The sequence below is a fragment of the Streptomyces sp. NPDC093984 genome, from assembly GCF_044764595.1.
GTDB lineage: Bacteria > Actinomycetota > Actinomycetes > Streptomycetales > Streptomycetaceae > Streptomyces > Streptomyces cynarae.
In genome coordinates, this window is sequence record NZ_JBIWIM010000021.1 from 1 (window position 1) to 18905 (window position 18905).

17 protein-coding genes and 8 pseudogenes are annotated in these 18905 nt (G+C 68.4%); 17 read left to right on the top strand and 8 right to left on the bottom strand.

Going from position 1 to position 18905, the window contains the following annotated elements; all coding sequences use genetic code 11:
• Nucleotides 1-634 precede the first annotated feature (634 nt).
• The 3 genes from ACIRC0_RS36465 (at nt 635) to ACIRC0_RS36475 (ending at nt 1607) form a co-directional block, all read left to right on the top strand.
• On the top strand, nt 635-988 hold the full coding sequence (locus ACIRC0_RS36465; RefSeq protein ID WP_403625446.1) for a hypothetical protein: 354 nt from the start codon (nt 635-637) through the stop codon (nt 986-988).
• 126 nt (nt 989-1114) lie between these two features.
• Complete coding sequence (locus ACIRC0_RS36470; protein WP_403625449.1) at nt 1115-1288, top strand: hypothetical protein; 174 nt, start codon at nt 1115-1117, stop codon at nt 1286-1288.
• 112 nt (nt 1289-1400) lie between these two features.
• Entirely contained in the window at nt 1401-1607 is a 207-nt protein-coding gene (locus ACIRC0_RS36475) for a hypothetical protein (protein WP_403625594.1), read from the top strand.
• On the opposite strand, the pseudogene ACIRC0_RS36480 reads toward ACIRC0_RS36475, so the two are convergent.
• Nucleotides 1520-1950: pseudogene (locus tag ACIRC0_RS36480) on the bottom strand (IS5/IS1182 family transposase); the annotation flags it as partial. The gene ACIRC0_RS36475 and the pseudogene ACIRC0_RS36480 overlap by 88 nt on opposite strands.
• Before the next feature lie 115 nt (nt 1951-2065).
• On the opposite strand from ACIRC0_RS36480, the gene ACIRC0_RS36485 reads away from it, so the two are divergent.
• From ACIRC0_RS36485 to ACIRC0_RS36500, 4 genes and pseudogenes are all read left to right on the top strand, one after another.
• Entirely contained in the window at nt 2066-2221 is a 156-nt protein-coding gene (locus ACIRC0_RS36485; RefSeq protein WP_403625452.1) for a DUF6131 family protein, read from the top strand.
• 972 nt (nt 2222-3193) lie between these two features.
• Entirely contained in the window at nt 3194-5308 is a 2115-nt protein-coding gene (locus ACIRC0_RS36490) for a GAF domain-containing SpoIIE family protein phosphatase (protein ID WP_403625455.1), read from the top strand.
• Nucleotides 5309-5504: 196 nt separating this feature from the next.
• Nucleotides 5505-6043: pseudogene (locus ACIRC0_RS36495) on the top strand (winged helix-turn-helix domain-containing protein).
• Nucleotides 6040-6561, top strand: a pseudogene (locus ACIRC0_RS36500) (transposase); the annotation flags it as partial. The pseudogenes ACIRC0_RS36495 and ACIRC0_RS36500, both read left to right, overlap by 4 nt.
• Before the next feature lie 618 nt (nt 6562-7179).
• On the opposite strand, the gene ACIRC0_RS36505 reads toward ACIRC0_RS36500, so the two are convergent.
• From ACIRC0_RS36505 to ACIRC0_RS36520, 4 genes and pseudogenes are all read right to left on the bottom strand, one after another.
• Complete coding sequence (locus ACIRC0_RS36505; protein ID WP_403625457.1) at nt 7180-7551, bottom strand: STAS domain-containing protein; 372 nt, start codon at nt 7549-7551, stop codon at nt 7180-7182.
• Between the two features lie 343 nt (nt 7552-7894).
• The gene (locus ACIRC0_RS36510) at nt 7895-8128 is read right to left on the bottom strand and encodes a hypothetical protein (protein ID WP_403625460.1); all 234 of its coding nucleotides are present in this window, start codon (nt 8126-8128) and stop codon (nt 7895-7897) included.
• A gap of 271 nt (nt 8129-8399) precedes the next feature.
• Nucleotides 8400-8495 (bottom strand): annotated as a pseudogene (locus ACIRC0_RS36515) (hypothetical protein); the annotation flags it as partial.
• An 85-nt stretch (nt 8496-8580) separates the two neighbouring features.
• Nucleotides 8581-8808 (bottom strand): annotated as a pseudogene (locus tag ACIRC0_RS36520) (DUF5994 family protein); the annotation flags it as partial.
• A gap of 127 nt (nt 8809-8935) precedes the next feature.
• On the opposite strand from ACIRC0_RS36520, the gene ACIRC0_RS36525 reads away from it, so the two are divergent.
• Complete coding sequence (locus ACIRC0_RS36525) at nt 8936-9067, top strand: hypothetical protein (protein WP_403625463.1); 132 nt, start codon at nt 8936-8938, stop codon at nt 9065-9067.
• A 6-nt stretch (nt 9068-9073) separates the two neighbouring features.
• On the opposite strand, the gene ACIRC0_RS36530 is transcribed toward ACIRC0_RS36525, so the two are convergent.
• Nucleotides 9074-9559 (bottom strand): DUF5994 family protein, encoded by a 486-nt coding sequence (locus ACIRC0_RS36530; protein ID WP_403625466.1) that lies wholly within the window; start codon nt 9557-9559, stop codon nt 9074-9076.
• Nucleotides 9560-9715: 156 nt separating this feature from the next.
• Between ACIRC0_RS36530 and ACIRC0_RS36535 the strand changes: the two genes are divergently transcribed.
• The 8 genes and pseudogenes from ACIRC0_RS36535 (at nt 9716) to ACIRC0_RS36570 (ending at nt 16082) form a co-directional block, all read left to right on the top strand.
• Nucleotides 9716-9967 carry a hypothetical protein gene (locus tag ACIRC0_RS36535; RefSeq protein ID WP_403625469.1) on the top strand — a complete coding sequence of 84 codons (252 nt, stop codon included), beginning with the start codon at nt 9716-9718 and terminating at the stop codon, nt 9965-9967.
• A gap of 157 nt (nt 9968-10124) precedes the next feature.
• Nucleotides 10125-10676, top strand: a complete 552-nt coding sequence (locus ACIRC0_RS36540; protein WP_403625472.1) for a DUF5994 family protein — start codon at nt 10125-10127, stop codon at nt 10674-10676.
• A 208-nt stretch (nt 10677-10884) separates the two neighbouring features.
• A pseudogene (locus ACIRC0_RS36545) lies at nt 10885-11456 on the top strand (IS3 family transposase); the annotation flags it as partial.
• Nucleotides 11457-11628: 172 nt separating this feature from the next.
• Nucleotides 11629-11958 (top strand): annotated as a pseudogene (locus tag ACIRC0_RS36550) (hypothetical protein).
• A 147-nt stretch (nt 11959-12105) separates the two neighbouring features.
• Nucleotides 12106-12702, top strand: a complete 597-nt coding sequence (locus tag ACIRC0_RS36555; protein ID WP_403625475.1) for a DUF5994 family protein — start codon at nt 12106-12108, stop codon at nt 12700-12702.
• 957 nt (nt 12703-13659) lie between these two features.
• Nucleotides 13660-14652 (top strand): sigma-70 family RNA polymerase sigma factor, encoded by a 993-nt coding sequence (locus tag ACIRC0_RS36560; RefSeq protein WP_403625478.1) that lies wholly within the window; start codon nt 13660-13662, stop codon nt 14650-14652.
• Nucleotides 14653-15086: 434 nt separating this feature from the next.
• Nucleotides 15087-15659: a dihydrofolate reductase family protein gene (locus ACIRC0_RS36565; RefSeq protein WP_403625481.1), complete on the top strand. Its 573-nt coding sequence runs from the start codon at nt 15087-15089 to the stop codon at nt 15657-15659.
• A gap of 291 nt (nt 15660-15950) precedes the next feature.
• Entirely contained in the window at nt 15951-16082 is a 132-nt protein-coding gene (locus ACIRC0_RS36570) for a hypothetical protein (protein WP_403625484.1), read from the top strand.
• A gap of 37 nt (nt 16083-16119) precedes the next feature.
• On the opposite strand, the gene ACIRC0_RS36575 is transcribed toward ACIRC0_RS36570, so the two are convergent.
• Nucleotides 16120-17388 carry an MFS transporter gene (locus ACIRC0_RS36575; protein ID WP_403625487.1) on the bottom strand — a complete coding sequence of 423 codons (1269 nt, stop codon included), beginning with the start codon at nt 17386-17388 and terminating at the stop codon, nt 16120-16122.
• A gap of 97 nt (nt 17389-17485) precedes the next feature.
• Between ACIRC0_RS36575 and ACIRC0_RS36580 the strand changes: the two genes are divergently transcribed.
• Nucleotides 17486-17863, top strand: a complete 378-nt coding sequence (locus ACIRC0_RS36580; RefSeq protein ID WP_403625490.1) for an ArsR/SmtB family transcription factor — start codon at nt 17486-17488, stop codon at nt 17861-17863.
• A 22-nt stretch (nt 17864-17885) separates the two neighbouring features.
• Here the strand turns inward: ACIRC0_RS36580 and ACIRC0_RS36585 are convergent.
• A pseudogene (locus ACIRC0_RS36585) lies at nt 17886-18754 on the bottom strand (IS5 family transposase).
• Nucleotides 18755-18905: the final 151 nt, after the last annotated feature.

An 18905-nucleotide genomic window follows, 5' to 3' on the forward strand; every position in this document is an offset into this window, starting at 1 on the left:
TCGATCTGCGGCAGCGCGTACTTGTGCCAGGCCGCGGAGTACGTGCCGCCCGAGGCACCGACGGAGCCGCTGTTCTCGTCGGTGCGCCAGATGCGTCGGCGTCGGCCGGCAGCGGATGCCTGCCGCCAGATGGACGATTCGGCGGTGAGATGGCGAACTGTGAGCAGGGGCAGACCCGGTCACGGGGGGAAACCGAGCCTGCCCCTGTTTCTCGGCGCCTGCATACCTCCCCCCGGAGGTTGGGCGCCGCGACCCCGCCCGGGGTCACTACCAACAGCGTTCCGCACGTCAGGAGTGTCACGGGTGGACGGAGATGGTCGCGAGACCGACACCCTTATGTAGAAGCATGCCCGCTGCAATTGCGACTTAGTCACGAATCATGCACACGCCGGGCGCCGGGAGCCGTGACAGCACCCGTCCAGCCTCTCCATTCCGTCCGGAAAAGTGCCCTGGCGCGCAGACATTTGGGTAAGTGCGCGAATAGGCAGCCATGTTTGGTGCATCGCGGACGCCGGTGTAACACGGCAGCGCAAACTGAACGCAGAAGCAGGAAGAAGCGGGGCGACGCCCCTGGCCGAATTTCGGCACCTGGTGCAAGCGCGCCAACACGGCACTACGTCAGATCGGATTCTTCATGAGCAGCATCGACCCGGGTTCCGGATATCAGGCATACACCGAGCCCCCGACCCCGGACCGCTCCGTGCGCCGTCAGGCCGCCACACGGCGCACGGCTCTCACCATCTGCACCATCGCCGACATTGCAGCAGGTCTGCTCGGCCTGTGGATCTTGTTGTTCCTGCTCGACGCGAACCGGTCGAATGTGTTCGTCGATTTCGTACGGGGAACGGCGGACCGGCTGGCCTGGTGGTCGCAGGACATATTCACGATGGACACAGAAGGTCTACGCGTGGTCCTCAATTATGGTCTCCCGGCCGTCATGTATCTGCTGATCGGCCACGGGATCGCTGCCCGCATCAACCGGGCCTGACAGCGGACCCGCTTCTTACCGATCGCCACAAACCGCTGCCGCCAGCGCCCTCCGACTCCGCCGGACCAGCGCAGGGAACAGGCACGGCAGCCGAAAGGGCCGACTGTGACACACACTTTCACTGAAATGGATCACCTGCCCATCTACGAGGACCTGGTACGCGAACGCGGTGACGCCGTCGCCGAAGCCCAACTGGCGGCCGAACACACGCAGCACCAGGCAGCGGAACTGCTGACCGGACATAACCCGCCCCCGCAAGCCCATCGCCGGGACGACAACACCGCCCGGTCGCGTGGTTGAAGGCTGCGAGGATGCGGGGGTAGTCCGGGTGTTCTGGCAGGTCCGGCGTGGTGGCGGGAGGCCGGTCGGCGAGACTGGTGACGGTCTTGCGGGTGATCGCGAGGTGCTCCAGGTGCGTCTCGGCCTCCCGCAGCCGGGTCTGCAGGTCGTCGATCTGTGCGCGGAGGTCGTCGGCCAGGGCCCGGGCGGCGTCTTCCTGGAGGTCCAGGGCGTCGATCAGGGGCTGGATGTTCATGCTGTCACCGCCTGCGTGTCGCGCCAGGTGGGGGCGCTCGCGCCGGTGAGGCGTCGGGTCATGACGTGGGTCATCGCCCAGTAGACACGGGAGGCGGAGGAGGAGGGGCGGTGCTCGTAGTCGCGGGCCAGGCGCCGGTGCAGTATCAGAACCCCGTAGGTCTGCTCGACCCTCCACCACTTCGGCTGCGGTACGAAGCCCTTGTCCTGCGGGTTGCGTTGGACGATCTCGACGTCGATGCCGAGGCCGGCGCCATGCGAGACGACCTTGTTCCTGAAACCCTGGTCGACCAGGGCTTTGCGGACGCTTCCGCCGCGTGCTCGGCGACCTGGTCCAGCAGGATGATGCCGGCGGCGTTGTCGTGGGTGTTCGCGGCGAGGACGACGACCGCGATGACCAGGCCGAGCACGTCCACGGCCAGACCGCGCTAACTCAAAGACTCACGAACCGCCCACTGAGACCGGGCAGCGTATACCGGTACTTCCGCAATGAGCCGATGAGGTCCACAGTGAGAGCAGCACTACTGCAAACAGGAGGCCATCATGCTCCTCCTTGGCATCATCCTGCTGGTGATCGGTTTCATCTTCGGCATATCGATCCTGTGGACGATCGGGATCATCCTGGCGGTCATCGGCGCGGTCTTGTGGATCATGGGCTCCATGGGACACGCGGTCGCTGGCCGCCGACACTACTGGTGACCTGCTTTCTACCAAAGGCGTAGGACCAAGCGCGGAGCGCGGCGGGTGAGCCAGGCGCCGGCCAGGCCGATGGGCGGCTCCGGCAGCGACATCGGTCGGGGAGTGGGCGCCGCTTTGCACCCGCTCGAGCGCCACGATGGCGACCGGCACCGCGCACGCTGCGTCGGCGGCCGGCCACGTGAGTGCCACGGCGGCGGTGAAGGCTCAGTGGCCGACCAACCCCGGCCGCCGAAGGAGTGGTCCCCCGGCGACGAGGTCGATGACCGATCCGAACCGTCTTCCTTCCCTCCGGGCACACCGCCGCCATGGGCGGTCCGTGAATCCAGTGCGATCGGGTACTCGCCGGTCATGCCGCACTGTCGGGCAGCGCCTTTTTTGTGGTGGTGCGTCTTGCCGGCGTCCACAGCACAGCCCAGATCTTGAGCACAGGCTCCTCCGCGAGCTTCGTTCCGTACGTTGTCCCGCGGACGACCTCGCCGTCGTGGCCCTACTCAGCGATCTGCTCGCACATCCCAATCAGCGGTCGAGTCGTCGCGGGGCACCAAGCGGCCAAGCTCTTTCAGCCCCAGGAACGGCAGCGTCATCAAAGCCATACTCGGCACCCCTGGTGGCAGAACCTTACGAGTGGCTCGATCGACCCGGGAAAGATGTAGGGCGTCATCAGCCGCGGTGGGTGGGCGGCCCGGAGGCCGGATGCTCTTCGGCCGTCCCAGCACTACGCATCGCCCCAGCACCATGCGTGTACGCCGACCTCAGGCGCCTGCGTCCGCCAGCGGTATACAAGCCCACTCCCCGCTACCACGGCCGAGCGTGGAAGTGACCGCCCGCTGTCCAGGCCATGCCTGGCCCTGACGGATGGGGCCTCGGTCAGCCATCGATAAGATCTGACAATTCTCTATCTGTTACCTTTGTCCTTCTGTGTATGAAGCGTCTTGATCCGCCGGAGTCCCCATGCTGGATCACACTGATGAGATGCGGCAGTCAGTGGCTGTACGACGCCAGCTGGACCGAACGCTCACCCAGGCCATGGTGGAACTGGGTGCGCATGTGGGCGCGATCTACCTGACAGACCCGAACGGCGAGGTCGCCGCGGCCGAGGTGGGCGTCGGAGTGCCGCTGGATTACGCCAGGCCGCTGCTGCGCTTGAAACTGACCTCGGTGACCGCGGATCCGGTGGTGGAGGCGATACGCGAACGGCACCTGGTGTGGATCAGTTCCGGCGAGGACTACACGCGCCGCTATCCGCACCCCGCCCGGGTCTTCCCCTATCCGTTCACCATGGCCGTCGCTCCGATGGTCACCGGCTGTACGGTCTGGGGTGCCGTCGTGCTGGTCTGGCCGCCGGACAGGGCATCAGAGCTGAGTGACTACGAGCGTCACACGATCGACACGGTGGGTGACCGGTTGGGTTGCCTGCTCAGGGATGCCGCACAGACCGGACACCGGCTGCTGCCCGAAGCCCGTTCTCTGCCCCTTGACCGCCATGCCCCGGCCGGTTCCAGCGAGCACCGTGGAGCAACGGACTTCATCACTCGCCTCCCGGGGGGCTGCTGCTCCCTCGGCCCGGATGGCACGATCACCTTCCTGGATGCCACCGCAGCCGAGTTGCTGGGTGGTGGCATCCAGGACCTTTTCGGCGCCAAGCTGTGGGAGACAGCTCCCTGGATGGACGATCCTCTCTACGAGCACCGGCACCGGGATGCGATGTACAGCCAGCAGCCGACCTGCTTCACGGCACGGCGTCCCTGTGGCGACTGCCTGCTGTTCCAGCTCTATCCGGACCCCACGGGTGTCAGCGTGCTCATCACCCCGGCCGCACACGGGCACCCACGCCACGACCCGGTCCCCGTGCTCACCGAGCTTCCGTCCGGTCCCATCCGGCTGGGCGCAATCCACCACCTGATGCATCTGGCCGGCGCCCTGGCAGAAGCGGTGACCGTACGGGACGTGGTGGAGCTGGTGGCAGACCGGTTCCTGGTCGCCTTCCAGGCGCAGGCCTTCGCCCTGTTGGTCGCAGAGGACGGCAGGGTGCGTGTCCTCGGCCACCGGCGGTTTGACACCGCCCTGCTCAGCCGGGTGGACCGCATGCCGTTGACCGAGGACACGCCCAGCGTGCTGGGTCTGACCATCGGAGTGCCGTCGTTCTTCGCCTCGCGCCAGGAATTCACCCGGGCCTATCCGGACCGGGCGGGGCTCGATGAGGACATGGCCGCATGGGCGTTCCTCCCGCTGATTGCTTCCGGGCAGCCGGTCGGAGTGTGCGTACTCGCCTACGACCGCCCTCACCCGTTCTCCGCCGAGGAGCGCATCACCCTCACCTCCTTCAGCGCCCTGATCGCCCAGGCACTGGACAGGGCACGGCTGTATGACGCCGAGCATCGGCTCGCGCGTGGCCTCCAGGCCAGCCTGCTGCCGCGCAACGTGCCGAAGATTCCCGGCCTGGAGGTGGCCGCCCGCTACCTTCCCGCCCACCAGGGCATGGACATCGGCGGGGACTTCTACGACCTCATCCGGCTCGGTGCCGGACAGGCCGCGGCCGTCATCGGTGATGTCCAGGGCCACAACGTGCACGCCGCCGGACTGATGGGCCAGGTACGCACGGCCGTCCACGCCTACGCGGTGGCCGGCGCGACGCCGGGCGAGATCCTCGCCCGTACCAACCGGCTGCTCACCCACCTGGACTCCGATCTGCTCACCAGCTGCCTGTACGCACACCTCGACCTCGCCCACCGCAGCGCCCACCTGGCCACCGCCGGCCACTGTCCGCCGCTGCTGCGCCGACCCGACCTGAGCACCGGGTTCCTTCCCATCAGGCCGGGACCACTGCTGGGCGTGGACCCCTCGGCCGCCTACCCCACCACCGAGGTCGCCCTGCCGCCAGACACCATCCTGGTGTTCTACACGGACGGGCTCACCGAAGCCCCCGGCATCCGCCACGGCTGCGAGCTCACGCACCTGGCCCCCGCACTGTCGCAGACCGGCCGTTCCCTGGACGACATCGCAGACTCGCTTCTCCTCAGGGCGCAGCCGAACGGCGGCCTGACCGACGACACGGCCCTCCTGCTGCTGCGGATACTCCCGGGCTGAGCGCATCACAGGCCGGCACCTGAACCGTCGTGCTAGTCAGGCCAGTGCCGCAGGATCAGACGGGGAGCGCGGTGGGTGAGTCATGCGCTGGCCAGGCCGATGGCGGCCCCGGCTGCGACGTGGGTGGGGTACTGACCTTTGCGGCGTGGTGTCGTTGGGGGCTGCCGATGTGTGATCGTCGCGGTATGCCTGTGGTGTGAGATATCCGCAGGGTGGTGGGCTGACGCCTGAACGGCAGGCGTTTCGCGAGCGGATCCGGCTGGAGGCCGCGCAGCGATTCGCTGCGGGTGCCTCCAACGCCGAGGTCGCCAAGGACTTACGGGTGAGTGTGCGCTCGGTGCGGCGCTGGCGCCGGGCCTGGCACGACGCCGGACCGAGGGACTGCGGTCTGCCGGGCCCGTCTCACGGCCCAAGCTGAGTGAGGCCCTGTTCACCGTGCTCGAGCAGGAACTCGCCAAGGGGCCGGTCGCGCATGGCTGGCCGGACCAGACGTGGACGCCGTCGCGGATCAAGACGCTGATCGGGCGCCTGTTCCACAAGAGCATGACGCTGTCGGCGATCGCCCGGACGCTGCACCGGCACGGCTTCAGCCACCAGGTCCCGGCCCGCCGAGCCATCGAGCGCGACGAGGAGGCCGTGGCGGGCTGGGTGAAGGAGACCTGGCCGCAGGTGGAAGGTCCATGGCGGCGCTCGACGCCTGGCTGTGCTTCGAAGACGAAGCCGGCTTCTCGATGACGCCGCCCACCGCACGGACCTGGGCCCGGCGCGGACGCACACCCCTCATCCGGGTCCGGGGACGCTCCCAGCGCCGCTTCTCCATCGCCGCTCTGGCCTGCTACAAGCACGGCGAACGCTCACGACTGATCTACCGGCCCAAGCGACATCTCGATCACAAACGCGGCGGCAGACGAAGTTTTACCTGGACCGACTACCGCGACCTGCTCATCGCCGCGCACCAGCAGCTCCGCGCACCCATTGTGCTCGTGTGGGACAACCTCAACGTCCACAAGGACCGCCGACTGCGGGAGTTCATCGACACCCACGACTGGATCACCTGCTACTTCCTCCCGGCCTACGCACCCGACCTCAACCCCGTCGAGGGCATCTGGTCCCTGCTGCGGCGCAGCAGCCAGGTCAACACCGCCTTCACCGACCCCGACCACCTCATCAACACGCTCCGACACGGCCTCCGCCAGATCCAGTACCGCAGCAACCTCATCAACGGATGCCTCGCCGAAACCGGCCTCACCTTGACGACATCACGTGAACAACGTCAGTGGTACGCCACAGACGTCGTCGTACAGGGCGCGGCCGGAAGGGCGCGCGGCGACCGGAGCGGGCCGCACAAGAAGCGCGCGAGAGCCTTTCCCTGTAGCGGGTCTCTTGGGTGGCGGTCGGTGGGTTGCTGCCTGACCCGGGGGCCTCACGGGCGGTCTTGGTGGGCACGCGCCGCCATGAGCACCTTGAGCAGTTTCCGGCCGTTTCGAACACCCTAGTCCGCGATCGGCATGCGCTGAACGTAACGGCGTACCGGCGGGCAGCGGGCACGGTCAGGCTTGCCCGGCCCCGCTGCAGCAGTTCCACGCTCGGCAGCGGTTAGGCCGACGTCGAAGAGGCAGCGTGGAGTCGCTCGAGGGCCTGCTCCATGCCGAGCAGGCCGGCCGTCCGGATGCCGCGGGTGAGCCACTGCAGAAACGCCTCCCGGCCTCGGTACTCCTGGCCTGGTTGTGCCCGAGTGGACTCCACGTACAGATCTGCCAGGTCCTCTCGCAGGGTTTCGGTCTGCCAGCGGTTCAGCCGGGGCAGACGAACCGCGTGGGCGGGAGTCCGGGTGCTTCCCTCACCCGGCGGCTCCTGGGAGAGCGGGGCCGTCACGGCGCACCGCCCGCGACGGCGAGGACCCGACGTGATGGTGGCCGAGTGGCGTGGAGTTCGTGGAGCAGAAAGCCGGAGCCGGTGATCTCGATGATGCGGGCCATGACCGCCGGCGGATAGTGCAGTTGGAGGCTCGTTCCGGCCTCGGTGGCGTGCCGGGACGCCGCGAGGAATGCGTTGAGTCCGCTGACGTCGCAGAAGGTGACCGCCGTGAGATCGACGTCGGCGGTGCGGATGCCGTCGCGCGCGCACGTGGCCAGTGCTGCGCTGAGGAGCGGGGCGGTGTTCAGGTCGATCTCTCCTGCGAGGGTGATCAGGGCGCGGGTGTTGTGGTCGTGCCGGTAGACGTTCAGCCGGGGAAGGGTCATGGCTCCTCGGTTCGGAGTGCCTGTCGGAGAGTGCCGCGTGGCAGGGACGGGCCCGGTCTTCGCGGCGTTCCGCCGATACGGGGTGCGCGGTGGTGGGTGATCGGTGATCCGGGGATGCGCCATGCGATCGGACGGAAGGTCCCGTGCCCGGCGGGCATCGTGTCCTGGAGGGGCGCGGTCCCCGGGCCGGAGCAGCCCGGGTGATTCGGGCACAGGACACGCGGAAACCACGTCCTGTCCTGTGCGGTGCTGCGACCCGCGTCTCGGCCTGCGGGCTGTGCTGTCGGTTCGGTCCGTGTGGCCAGTTCAGTGACGGTCCGAAAAAGCCTGCCGGAGCAATGGCTCACCCCGCTCCCTGCTGGGTGCGGCGCTGGGTGCGGAGCCGCCCGCGTCGCCGGTGCCGCTCGTCCCCGTCCGGCCATGGCGTCCTGCGGGGAACCGACCGAGCCGGTCCCGGGGCAGGCATTCCGAAGCGGCCGTAGTGGAAGGCTGCCATGCGATCGCTGTGCTGGGCGTTGAGCAGGTGGATGAGGAGCACCCCAAGAGCGATCAGCGCCAGGATAACGACCACGATCACGAACATCTCCACGGTCCTCACCACCCCATCGGCTGATGCGGCAGCGGGGCGGTGACAGCCGGGATCCGTGACCTGTGGCCGGCCCGCGGGCTTCATGTCCTCCTTCGGAGTCCCAGACCGCTTCCACGGCCCGGTCGGTCTCGGACACCATCGGCAGACGCGCCGCCTCCTCCATCAACCAACTCGCGGTCGACGTACCCAGTGGGTCGCTCGCGGTGGCCATCAGCCAGGCAGCTGTGACGGGAGTGGTCTGCGGCGGGACCACCACGAGGTTCCAGCGACCCATGCGGTAGGACAGCAGCAGTTCGTGCGGCTCCTGCTCGGACAAGAACCAGCCCACCTTCACCGCGTGCCCGGCGACGGGCACCTTGCCCGGGACGACCGGCCAGTGGGTGGGATTGATTCGTGACCCGGGTGATCCGCCCCCACAACGGGTCCAGCACGGCGGTCAGGGAGGGGAGTTCCGCCTCGAGATCGCGGCAGCGGGGCCACCATGCGCCGTCCAGCAGGGCCGATGCGGAACCCACGGGAGCCAGCGACAGACGGGGCGAGGACGAGGAGGACCGGTCAACGGCTTCGAGCGTCGGCGAGGAGGAGATGGTCGCGGTCATGACGCGGACCCTGCCCCGGGCCGGCCGCAACCGGCCCGGCATATTCGATCGCCGAAAACGACACGGCATGGAAGCCGGTGCGCGAAATATCTTCGGTAGTTAACGCGTACTTCCCGGGCAGGCCGAACGGACCGTACGGTCAACGGCGGAACAGCCCCATGCGTCCCTGCCCGGAACCGCAGAGCATCGTGGGGATGTGACCGCCGTGGTCACTGCCTTGGCTCACCTGCGCCTGTCCGAGCTCGCGGCAAAGATCATCTCCGGCGCCTTCGACAGCACGGTCATCCCGGCGCCGGTACCGGACTGGCACGACGGCCGCCTCGGCTGACCGGCGTCAAGTCTTCGGCGCTGCCCGGTCGGTACCGGTGTTGATGAGGATCTGTTCGGCTTGCGTGATGTTGTCGGCGCGGACGGCTTCGGCCATCGCGGTGCGTGCCGCCTCGGGCGTCGCGTGCGGCGGGATGACGAGGAGGGAGAAGTAGTCCTGATCGCTCCTGGTGACGAGGACGGTGTCGTCGCCGACCGGGAAGGAGTCGATATGGACGACGCGGTCGTCGACGAGCAGTCGCGTCGGCAGCGCGTCCCAGGCTCCGGCGTCCAGGCCGACGCGCGTGACCGGCCCGAGGTACTCGGTCAGTGCGGAGATCAGGGCGGGAAGCTCGGCTGCGATATCACGGGAGCACGGCCACCACGCCCCGTCGAGAACGCCCCGCCGGTCATGCGTGGTCTGTAACCGTACGACAGCCGTCCCCGGCTTCACCGCCTGGTGGACGGCGTCCGGCAGGAGCCTGGTCACACGCGAGGTGCCGGAGCCGGACATGACACTCGCCTGTCTGCGAGAGATATGGAGTGACGTACTCGTTTCACGGTACTCCGCGACCCGCAGCAGTCGGAAAGCTCGCTGGTCACACGGGCAGGAGTAGGGTGAAAGATCTAGTCCACGGATCCATGCCCATGCGGGAACAACGAGGTCGTCATGCAGCCCAAGGAAACTCCCCCCGGCGGACACGCCGACGTACGTATCGTCGCCGCCTCCCCCGAGGTCGCCCGTCGGGTCGCGGAGGTTCTCCGTCACTGCTTCGCCTCCACAGAACAGCGCAGCTATCCCGCGGACGCCGAGGGAGGGACCCGCCTCGAGCTCACTGTGGACACCACCAGCGCGGCAGAACCGGCGCGGTCCTGGCTGGAGACCAGCCGCTCCTCGGGCAAGGACGGCCGCCGGAAGTGAGGGTATCTCCGGGAGCGGTCCGTTCGGCCGCTTCGGGGAGTAGCGTGAACTCCATTGGGAGCACTTCGCGCACCGGCCCCGATACCGGTGTCGTTCCTGGTGAGCAACGGCACCGGGCAACTGCTTACGCGCAGGGGTTCGGAGACGGGTTCGCACGATGTCCGCGACCACCGACCATCCCTCGCCGCGCGCCGTGCCCTTCAGGGCCCCGACCGCACGCCTCGCCCTCAAACCCGTGAGCCCCTCCCCGGGACAGGTCGAGCTGGACGGCGCCTGGTGGCCCCGCTCCCGTGACCTGAGCGACGAACTCCCCGCGCTGGCCGACGTACTGGACCCGCTGTGGGGACGGATCACCCGTATCGCCGTCAACCCCCGCTACTGGCCGATCATCCCGCAACGGATTTTCGTCAACGGCCACGTGGTGAAGGTCGGTTGGTTCACCACGGAGCTGGACCCGCACAAGATCCTGCTCCTGTCCGGAACGTCGGGCCGCTGGGACCTCCTGGTGATACCTCCGCAGGCCACCGCCCCGTCGGCCGCCCGGCTGATGGCCGCCGCGAGCGCCAGCACCGCCCCGCAGTCGACCGCGACCGCTCTCATGACGGCGGAACAGGTCGACGCCCCCTCCACATCGGCCGACGCCGACACCGGACGGCCCGACCCGCTGGCGGCGGAGATGCGGCCCTATGCGCCACCGCCCCAGCCGTAACGAGGCGGCCCGGATCGCGTGGCCACCGCGTTGACACGGACCGTCGCCGGACGCGGAAAGTCCGCACGGTGCCGGGCCATGCAACTCCGGAACACACGGCGAAGCATTCTGCCATTCCGCCTCGCCCAGTCCCGCGAGAACCCACCCACGGGACAACAGCGAGGCCGACCATGACCGTTGCACGGAGCATCAGGAACCAGGCGCAGACGATGAAGGGCGGGGCTTAACCCCGGATCTGATCGGCCGCGACTTCACCGCGAACGAGCCGAACACGAAGTACGTCGGCGACATCACCTATCTCCCCGTGGACGGCGGCAAGTTCCTCTACCTGGCCACCGTCATCGACTCGCCTCACGCCGCCTTACCGGTTGGGCGATCGCGGATCACATGCGCACTGATCTCGTCATCGACGCCCTGGCCGCCGCCGAACGCACCCGCGGCAGCCTCGCCGGAGCGGTCATGCACACCGATCACGGCGCCCAGTACACCAGCCGGGCGTTCGCCGACGCCTGCCGCCAAGCCGGCGTCCGTCAGTCCATGAGCGCGATCGGCAGCTCGGCGGACAACGCACTCGCCGAGTCCTTCAACGCGACGTTCAAACGCGAGACGCTCCAGGACCGCAAGCACTGGTCCAGCGAGCGCGAAGCCCGCCTCGACGCGTTCCGCTGGCTGCACCGCTACAACACCCGACGCCGTCACTCCCGCCTCGGACACCGCAGCCCGATCGCTTTCGAGACAGCGTCCGAAACAACATCAACTACGCTGGCACCAGCCGCATAACCCGTGTCCAGGATTCAGGGTCAAGGCCCGGCAGGATCACGGAAGAGCTCGGCCGGGTCACCCGCAACAGGCGACTGCAACGCCGAGGCAGGAACGACCACGTCTCCGGAAGCCTGAATCAGGCCGTCGAGAAGACCAAGGACGCCTTCAGGCGGAACGGAAGCGGCCCCCGATGATGTACGACCAGACACGCGCCCGGCAATCCGCGGCCAGACTCCGGGCCCGGCCGGACGCCGCAGCCCGAGCCCGGAGCCGCTGCTCCCGTCGGACGAACGGCCTCCGGCACGCCCTCAACACCTTCGCCGATACCCCGCTCGAGGCCCTGGAAGAGGCCGAGAGCGCCTATGACGAAGCCACCGCCCAGCTCGTGAACGCCCTCGCGGAACGACGGCGTCTCCTGCGCGCCGGCTGGCAGGACCAGAACCCCGACGCACCCTCCGACGAACTTCGGCACGCACTGAGGCAGTACCGGGAGATCACCCGGAGACTGCTCCACATCTAGGCGGCCACTACTCCGCATCGCGGCCGAGCGCGGAGTAGTGTCGACAGTACCGAGGGCATTTCGCACACCGGCTTCCACGCCGGGTCGTTCTCGGCGAAAGATGAAACCCGGGCCGCCGCAGAGGCGGCCCGGAGACGGGTCCGCATCATGTCGGCGACCTTGAACCCAACCCTGCCGCACCCCGAGCCCGTCGCAACCCCGGCCGCGCGTCTCGCACTGAAGAGGGACGGCACCTCCCGTGGCCTCCTGGACGGTGCCTGGTGGCCCCGCTCCCGAGACCTGCTGAGCGAACTGCCTGCGCTGGCCGACGTGTTGGACCCCTTGTGGGGCCGCATCACCCGTATCGCCGTCAACCCGAAGTACTGGCCGGTCATCCCGCGCCAGGTTCCCGTGGACGGCCACAACGTCAAGATCGGCTGGTTCACCCCGGAAATCGACCCGCACAAGCTGCTGCTGCTCTCCTACGGCACCGGCCGCTGGGACCTGCTGATCATCCCGCCCGAAACCGGAGCGGAGTCGGCGGCCCGGCTGATGGCTGCGGCGTCCGACTACGACGGCCCGCCCCTGACCGCGAGCGCGCTCATCGCCGCGGACGAGGCCCGGCACGGCGTCGCCGAGACCGACGAGCCACTGGACCCGGACGAGACATGGGAATACGAGGGCGGCGCCTCTGCGGTGTCCGCGGCCGTCCCGCACCAGCCCGGTCCGCCCAGTCGGGCCAGTAGCCTGATCGTCGGTATGTGAGGCGGCCGCCATGAACGCCTTCCTGACGGCCGCCGCCTTCATCGTCCTCATCACAGCGGCGGCATACGTGATCCACCGGCTCAACATCGAGCACGCCGAAAGAATCGCCGTGCACCGCTACAGCGCCCCCCCTGCCCGGCCGCCGCGGACGCGGCACGCCACTACCCCCGATGGAACCCGGCCTCAGGCTGGCCGTGTCTCAGGCCCCAGCGGCCGGCGCCTGAGGCACCCTCGCCACGCACCAGGTCCTCGGTGACACGCGCCTCTTCGACACCAGCGGGCGCTGAGGTGGACTGCCCGGCTGGCACACGTGAACGCTTACAAGAACGACGGCCACGGCGACGAGCAGCCCAGCTCCTGATCCCCAACGGCTCTGATCCCCAACGGCTCTACGCCGGGCGGGAGAGGAGCGTCCAGTAGATCACGGACATGTTCAGCGTCCCGAGGTCCACGATGTACGGGCACCTCGACAAGGCCAAGATTGCCCCCCACTGAACTTGAATGGGTGATGTCGGGTTCGGCTGACGTGCGACAGCCCGGTCGTCCTGCCTGATCGCTGCGGCCGGCGAGGCCGAGATGGTGCTTGATGCACCGCGATGCGAGGTGAGCGTGCTGTTGGCGCAGGACGCTCAAGCGATGGGGTTTGCCGTGATCTGACCGGCGAACCCCATCGCCTTTTCTCGGAGCCCCCAGCGCAGTCTCAGCACGGCGCTGACACGGCAGGCATGCCTGACGCACGGCCGCCCAGCGTCATCTCCCCCGGTGCCTGGCTCCGTTCACGAGAACGGACAGCGCTTGTCCACGGGTTAGGGAGGTATGCGGCGTGCGCCGGGAATCGATAAGTTCACGGGTGCGGACAGCACCAGCAGGCAGCGGTTGTGCTCATGCGGCTTCAGGGCGTAGCCCCGAGCCACTGGAGTGCAGATCTTGGTCGGATCTGACGGCTAGGGTGTTGGCATGTCTGTGACCAAAGGCCGTGTCGACGTGGCCGAACAGCTGGAACCGTTCCGCCGGGAGCTGACGGCCTTCTGCTACCGCATGCTCGGCTCGGCTTTCGAGGCCGAGGACGCCGTCCAGGAAACCCTGGTCCGCGCCTGGTCGAAATTCGACGGCTTTGAGGGCCGCGCGGCGCTGCGCACCTGGCTGTACCGGATCGCCACCAACGTCTGCCTGGACATGTCCCCGGCCGCCCAGCGCCGGGCCCGGCCGATGGACCTGTTCTCGCCGGGCTCGGCCACCGCGCCAGACTTCGCCCAGCTCGAGCGGAGCGTCTGGGTGGGGCCGATCCCCGACGAGCGGGTGCTCTCGCAGGATCCCGCCGAGGTCGCGGTGGGCCGGGAGACGATCCGGCTGGCCTTCATCTCGGCGCTGCAGAAGCTGCCGGCCCGCCAGCGCGCGGTTCTGATCCTGCGTGAGGTGCTGGCCTGGTCGGCGGCCGAGACCGCCGAGCTCCTGGAGACTTCCCTCGCCTCGGTGAACAGCGCCCTGCAGCGCGCGCGGGCCACGCTCGCCGACTACGGCGGCGTACCGGACACCGACACCTTCAAACCGCTGGACGAGACACAGCAGGCCCTATTGGCGAGGTATGTCAGGGCATTCGAGGCATGGGACATCGACGGGCTGAAGAGGCTCCTGCACCAGGACGCCGTCCTCAACATGCCTCCCTACCAGATGTGGGTGCGGGGAGTGGTGGAGCTGGGCGAGTGGTGGCTCGGCGCCGGCTGCGGCTGCCGGGGATCGCGGATGCTCCCCGTGAAGGCGAACGGAACGCCCGCGTTCGCCCAGTACCGGCCGGCCGAGGACGGCAACGGCTGGACCCCCTGGGGCATCACGCTGCTGGAGATCACCGACGGCCGGATCAGCACCATGACCAACCACATGGACACCGAGCGGCTGTTCCCGCTATGGGGGCTGCCCATGCGACTCACCGCCAACGCCGCGGAGACCTGACGGCTCGCCGGCCTCGCCTCCAAACACCTCGTCCAGCCCGGTCAGCAGCAGCTGCAGCCCAGGCCCGACGCCGTGCGGCACCAGGTCCGGCCGGCTCCGCGCGGCCGGCCGCAGCTGGGCGAGGTGGTCGAGGTCGGCCGGCGTGCCGCTGGATGGCAAAGACGTCGCAGACGACGACCGCCGCGCCGGAAAGTTCGTCAGTAACAGCTGGTCGCAGAGGCCCGGCTCAGCCCGGGAGGGAGCGGGCCGAAGGTGATCTCCACAGTCTCCCTACCGGCTCAGACCGCCGACCGGGCGGGGACTCATCGGCTGCGCGAGCGCCTGCTGCGCAGCCCGCCGAAAGTTTTTTTGGAAATCTCCGTCCGATGGCGATGAGTTTCGTCGCGATGCCCCGTCTGACCCGGTGAAGCAACCACAAGTTCGGAGGAACATAGATGCGTACCCTGATCAGCACTGCCTTCATCTCGCTCGACGGCGTCGTGGAGGCCCCGGGCGGCGAGAGCGGTTACCGGAACGCCGGGTGGACCTTCAAGGACGTCGAGTTCCTCCCCGAAGCGTTCGACATCAAGGGCCGGGAGCAGAAGGAAGCCACCGCGATGTTGATGGGCCGGACCAGCTACAAGGCGTTCAGCCCGGTATGGCCGGACATGGAGGATTTCGCCGACTACAAGGTGATGCCCAAGTACGTCGTCTCCACCACGCTCACCGAGGACGACCTGGTGTCGAATTGGGGCAAGACCACGATCCTGCGCTCGCTCGAGCAGGTCGCCGCGCTGAAGGAGACCGAGGGCGGCCCGATCATCGTCCACGGCAGCGCCGCCCTGAACCAGAGCCTCTCGGACGCCGGCCTGATCGACCGCTACCACCTGCTCGTCTTCCCGCTCCTGCTCGGCGCGGGAAAGCGTCTGTTCAGCGCCACGGACAAGGACACCCAGAAGCTGAAGCTGGTCGAGCACGAGGCGTACGCCAACGGCCTGCAGAAAAACGTATTCGACGTCGTCCGCTGACACGACTCCGGCACTCGCCCCGCCCTCGCGTCTCCGCACGTGACACCCGCTGGAAGCACGCAAGCAAGATCACTAGGAACATCGGCAGATAGACGCCGAACTGCCGACGCCGTACGTGCCCTGGACCGGGCTCCTGGGCGACCCTGCTCTTCTCGGCCCGGAGACGGGGGAGCTGCGGGAGAGGTCTCGCCCCAGGCGGCGGCACGGTCCCTGGTCTCCGCGTTCTTCGGGGCCCAGCACATTTCGGACGTACTGCACGGCAGGACGGATGTCGCGGAACGCTGGGCCGAGGTGAGCGAGCTGCTGTTCTACGCGCTGCAGGACGCTGACACCGCCGCCCGCCGGGGCCTGCTGTGCCCGCGCGGCGCCCCGGTGCTCATGTACGACGGCGCACCACGACCGATGTCGTGGTGCGCTTCTTGACGCTCCGTCAGGGATGGAGGCTCCGTCGCCGACTCGCTCACGCAGGTGTCGGCAGTCGGCGACGACTGGCAAGGACCACGAGCCCGCCGATGACGGCGAGGCTGAGCAGGGTGGTGGCGAAGACGGTCGCTCCGGTCGTCAGGCCCACGGCGTCGCTGAGGTAGCCGGCGGACACCGGCAGCAGGCCTGCGGGGATGTAACCGCCCACGTTCAGTGCCGCGTTGGCCTCGGCCAGTCGCTGCGGGGGCACGGTGGAGTTGAGCAGCGACAGACCGCCGAGCTGGCCCAGACCCTGGCCGGCGCCAGCCAGCAGCGCGGCGGCGATGAGGACGGGGACGGACGAGGTGTGCACGGCGGTGATGAGCGCGGTCATGCTGAGGGTGGTGCTGGCCGCTCCGGCGGCCAGGATGGTGCTCCGACGCAGCTCCCGGACCGCGAACTGCACGCCAGTGGCGGCGAGGAACATGACGAAGGCCATGGCTCCGGAGACGATCCGGCTGGTGGTGTTCAGTAGGCCGGCCAGCAGCGAGGGCCCGAGCGAGAGCACGAAGGACGTGGCGGTGATGCCGGGCGCGAACACCGCGATGCCCAAGGTGAGCTGCAGGCCGTTTCCGTGCGGGACGCCGGGTACGCGGATCCAGGCGCCCTGGGTCGGGGCGGTCGGGCGCTGGACAGGCATGCGCAGCACGGCGATCACCGCCGTGACCAGCAGGGCCATCTCGACGATGAAGACCGTGACGGTCGGGGCGGGCAGCATCTCGGACAGGATGCCCGCCAGCAGCGGGCCGACGCCGGCGCCGAAGACCATTGCACAGGAAGCGAGCAGGGCCGCGAGTCGCTGGCGCTCGGGGCCAGCCACGTCGGTGACGGCGGCCATGCCGGCGGAGACCACGGCGCCGACGGCAATGCCGGTGAAGAGCCGGGCCACGATCAGCGCAGCCACGTCGCCCGCGGTGACGAAGATCAGGCAGGCGGCCAAAGCCAGGCCCAGCGCGGGCAGCAGGACCGGCTTGCGGCCGAGGCGGTCGGAGGCGACGCCGGAGACGAGCAGGGACCCCAGCAGTCCGACGATGTAGAAGGCGAAGACCACGGTCAGCGTGCCCTTGGTGAAGCCGATGTCGCGCTGCCACAGCACGTACAGCGGGGTCGCCGCGTTGGACAGAATGAACACCGCGGTCACCGGCCACGCCGCCAGCCACACCCACCAGGTGGGCGCCGCCGCGCCGCGCACCTCGGCCAGCTCACTCACCACGGGACGGTGCTGTTCACCCACCGCCTTCGCGGGCACCATTCGACTCTCCGACATGGCCGCTCCTTCCAGCGAGCTCAGTACGAGTTGAGTCGAACTTAGCATCCAGTACGATTGAAGTCGTACATAGGACCGGGGGTATGGAGAGTCGCGTATGCCTTCTACGGTGCGTGCGGTGCCGGCCATCAGGGTGCTGCCGGAACCTGCCGACCTGCCCGAACCGCTGCCCGAACCGGCGGTGGAGGAGCTTCGCCTGGAGACGGTGCTGGGTGCGCTCAGCGAGCCGCTGCGCCTGTTCATCGTGCGCAAACTCCTTCTGGAAGCGGAGAAGTTCGACCACCCCTGCGGCTGGTTCGGTCTCGACCGCCCCAAGTCCTCGCTGACGCACCACTTCAAGGCGCTGCGCGAGGCCGGCATCATCCGCCAGCGCCAGTACGGCCTGGAACGCCGCAGCCACGTCCGCGTCGACGACCTCGACACCCGCTTCCCCGGCCTGCTCGACCTGGTGGCGGCCTGGACGCCGGACAGCTAAGAGGTCGTTTTCTCCCAGTGTTTCATCCCGGAATCTGTTGTTTGGTCTGTGATGTCGAGTCGCGCCAGGAGATGGTGTTCTCGCCGGTGAGGCGGCGGGCCATGAGGTCGGTCATGGCGACGTGGATCATGGCTTCGGAGCGGGCGGGCAGGGTTTCGTAGTCGCGGGCGAGGCGGCGGTGGAGCATGAGCCAGCCGTAGGTCCGCTCGACTGCCGACCGCTTCGGGATCGGGGTGAATCCCCTGGCCCCGGGCTTTCGGGCGGTGATTTCCATGTCAATGCCAAGGGTGGCTGCGTGATCGACGAGGTGCTGGCGGTAGCCGCCGTCGACCCAGACCTTGCGGACGCTGGGGTGTTCGGCGGCGACCTGGTCGATGAGCCGGCTGCCGGCAGCGGAGTCCTGCACGCTCGCCGCGGTGACCAGCACAGCAAGCAGGAGGCCGATGGTGTCATTGACGATGTTCCGCTTCCTGCCCACGATCTTCTTGCCTGCGTCGACACCCTGGCTGGAGACGTGAACACTGGTGGAGGTCTTGACGCTCTGCGCGTCGATCACACAGGCTGAAGGCTCGGCGTCCCTGCCTTCCTTCTGCCGCAGGAGTTGCCTGAGCAGGCCGTTGAGCTGGGTAAACACACCTTCCCGCTGCCACTTCACGAAGTAGCCGTAGACCGTGTTCCAGTGCGGGAAGTCGTGCGGAAGGTAACGCCACTGCACCCCGGTCCGGTCAACGTCAAGATCGCGTCCATGATGTCGCGCAGCTCGTGCTCGGGAGGCCGGCCGAAGTCCAGGGCCCTGCCGCGGCGTTCGAAACGCCAGGCTGAGAGCACCGGCTCGATCAACTCCCAGCGGGCATCGGACAGATCACTCGGATACGGACGTCGCGCAGTCATGCTTCCGGCGTACCGCCGCTGACCGAGTGCGCCCAGGCGCACGGCGACGGCGCCGGAAGCACACGACCGCGGAAGCCGGGCGTCCTGGGATGAGACAGGGGCAAGTTACTTCCCGCCCCAACTGCCACCTCGTCCGGCCCGCAGGCTCCCA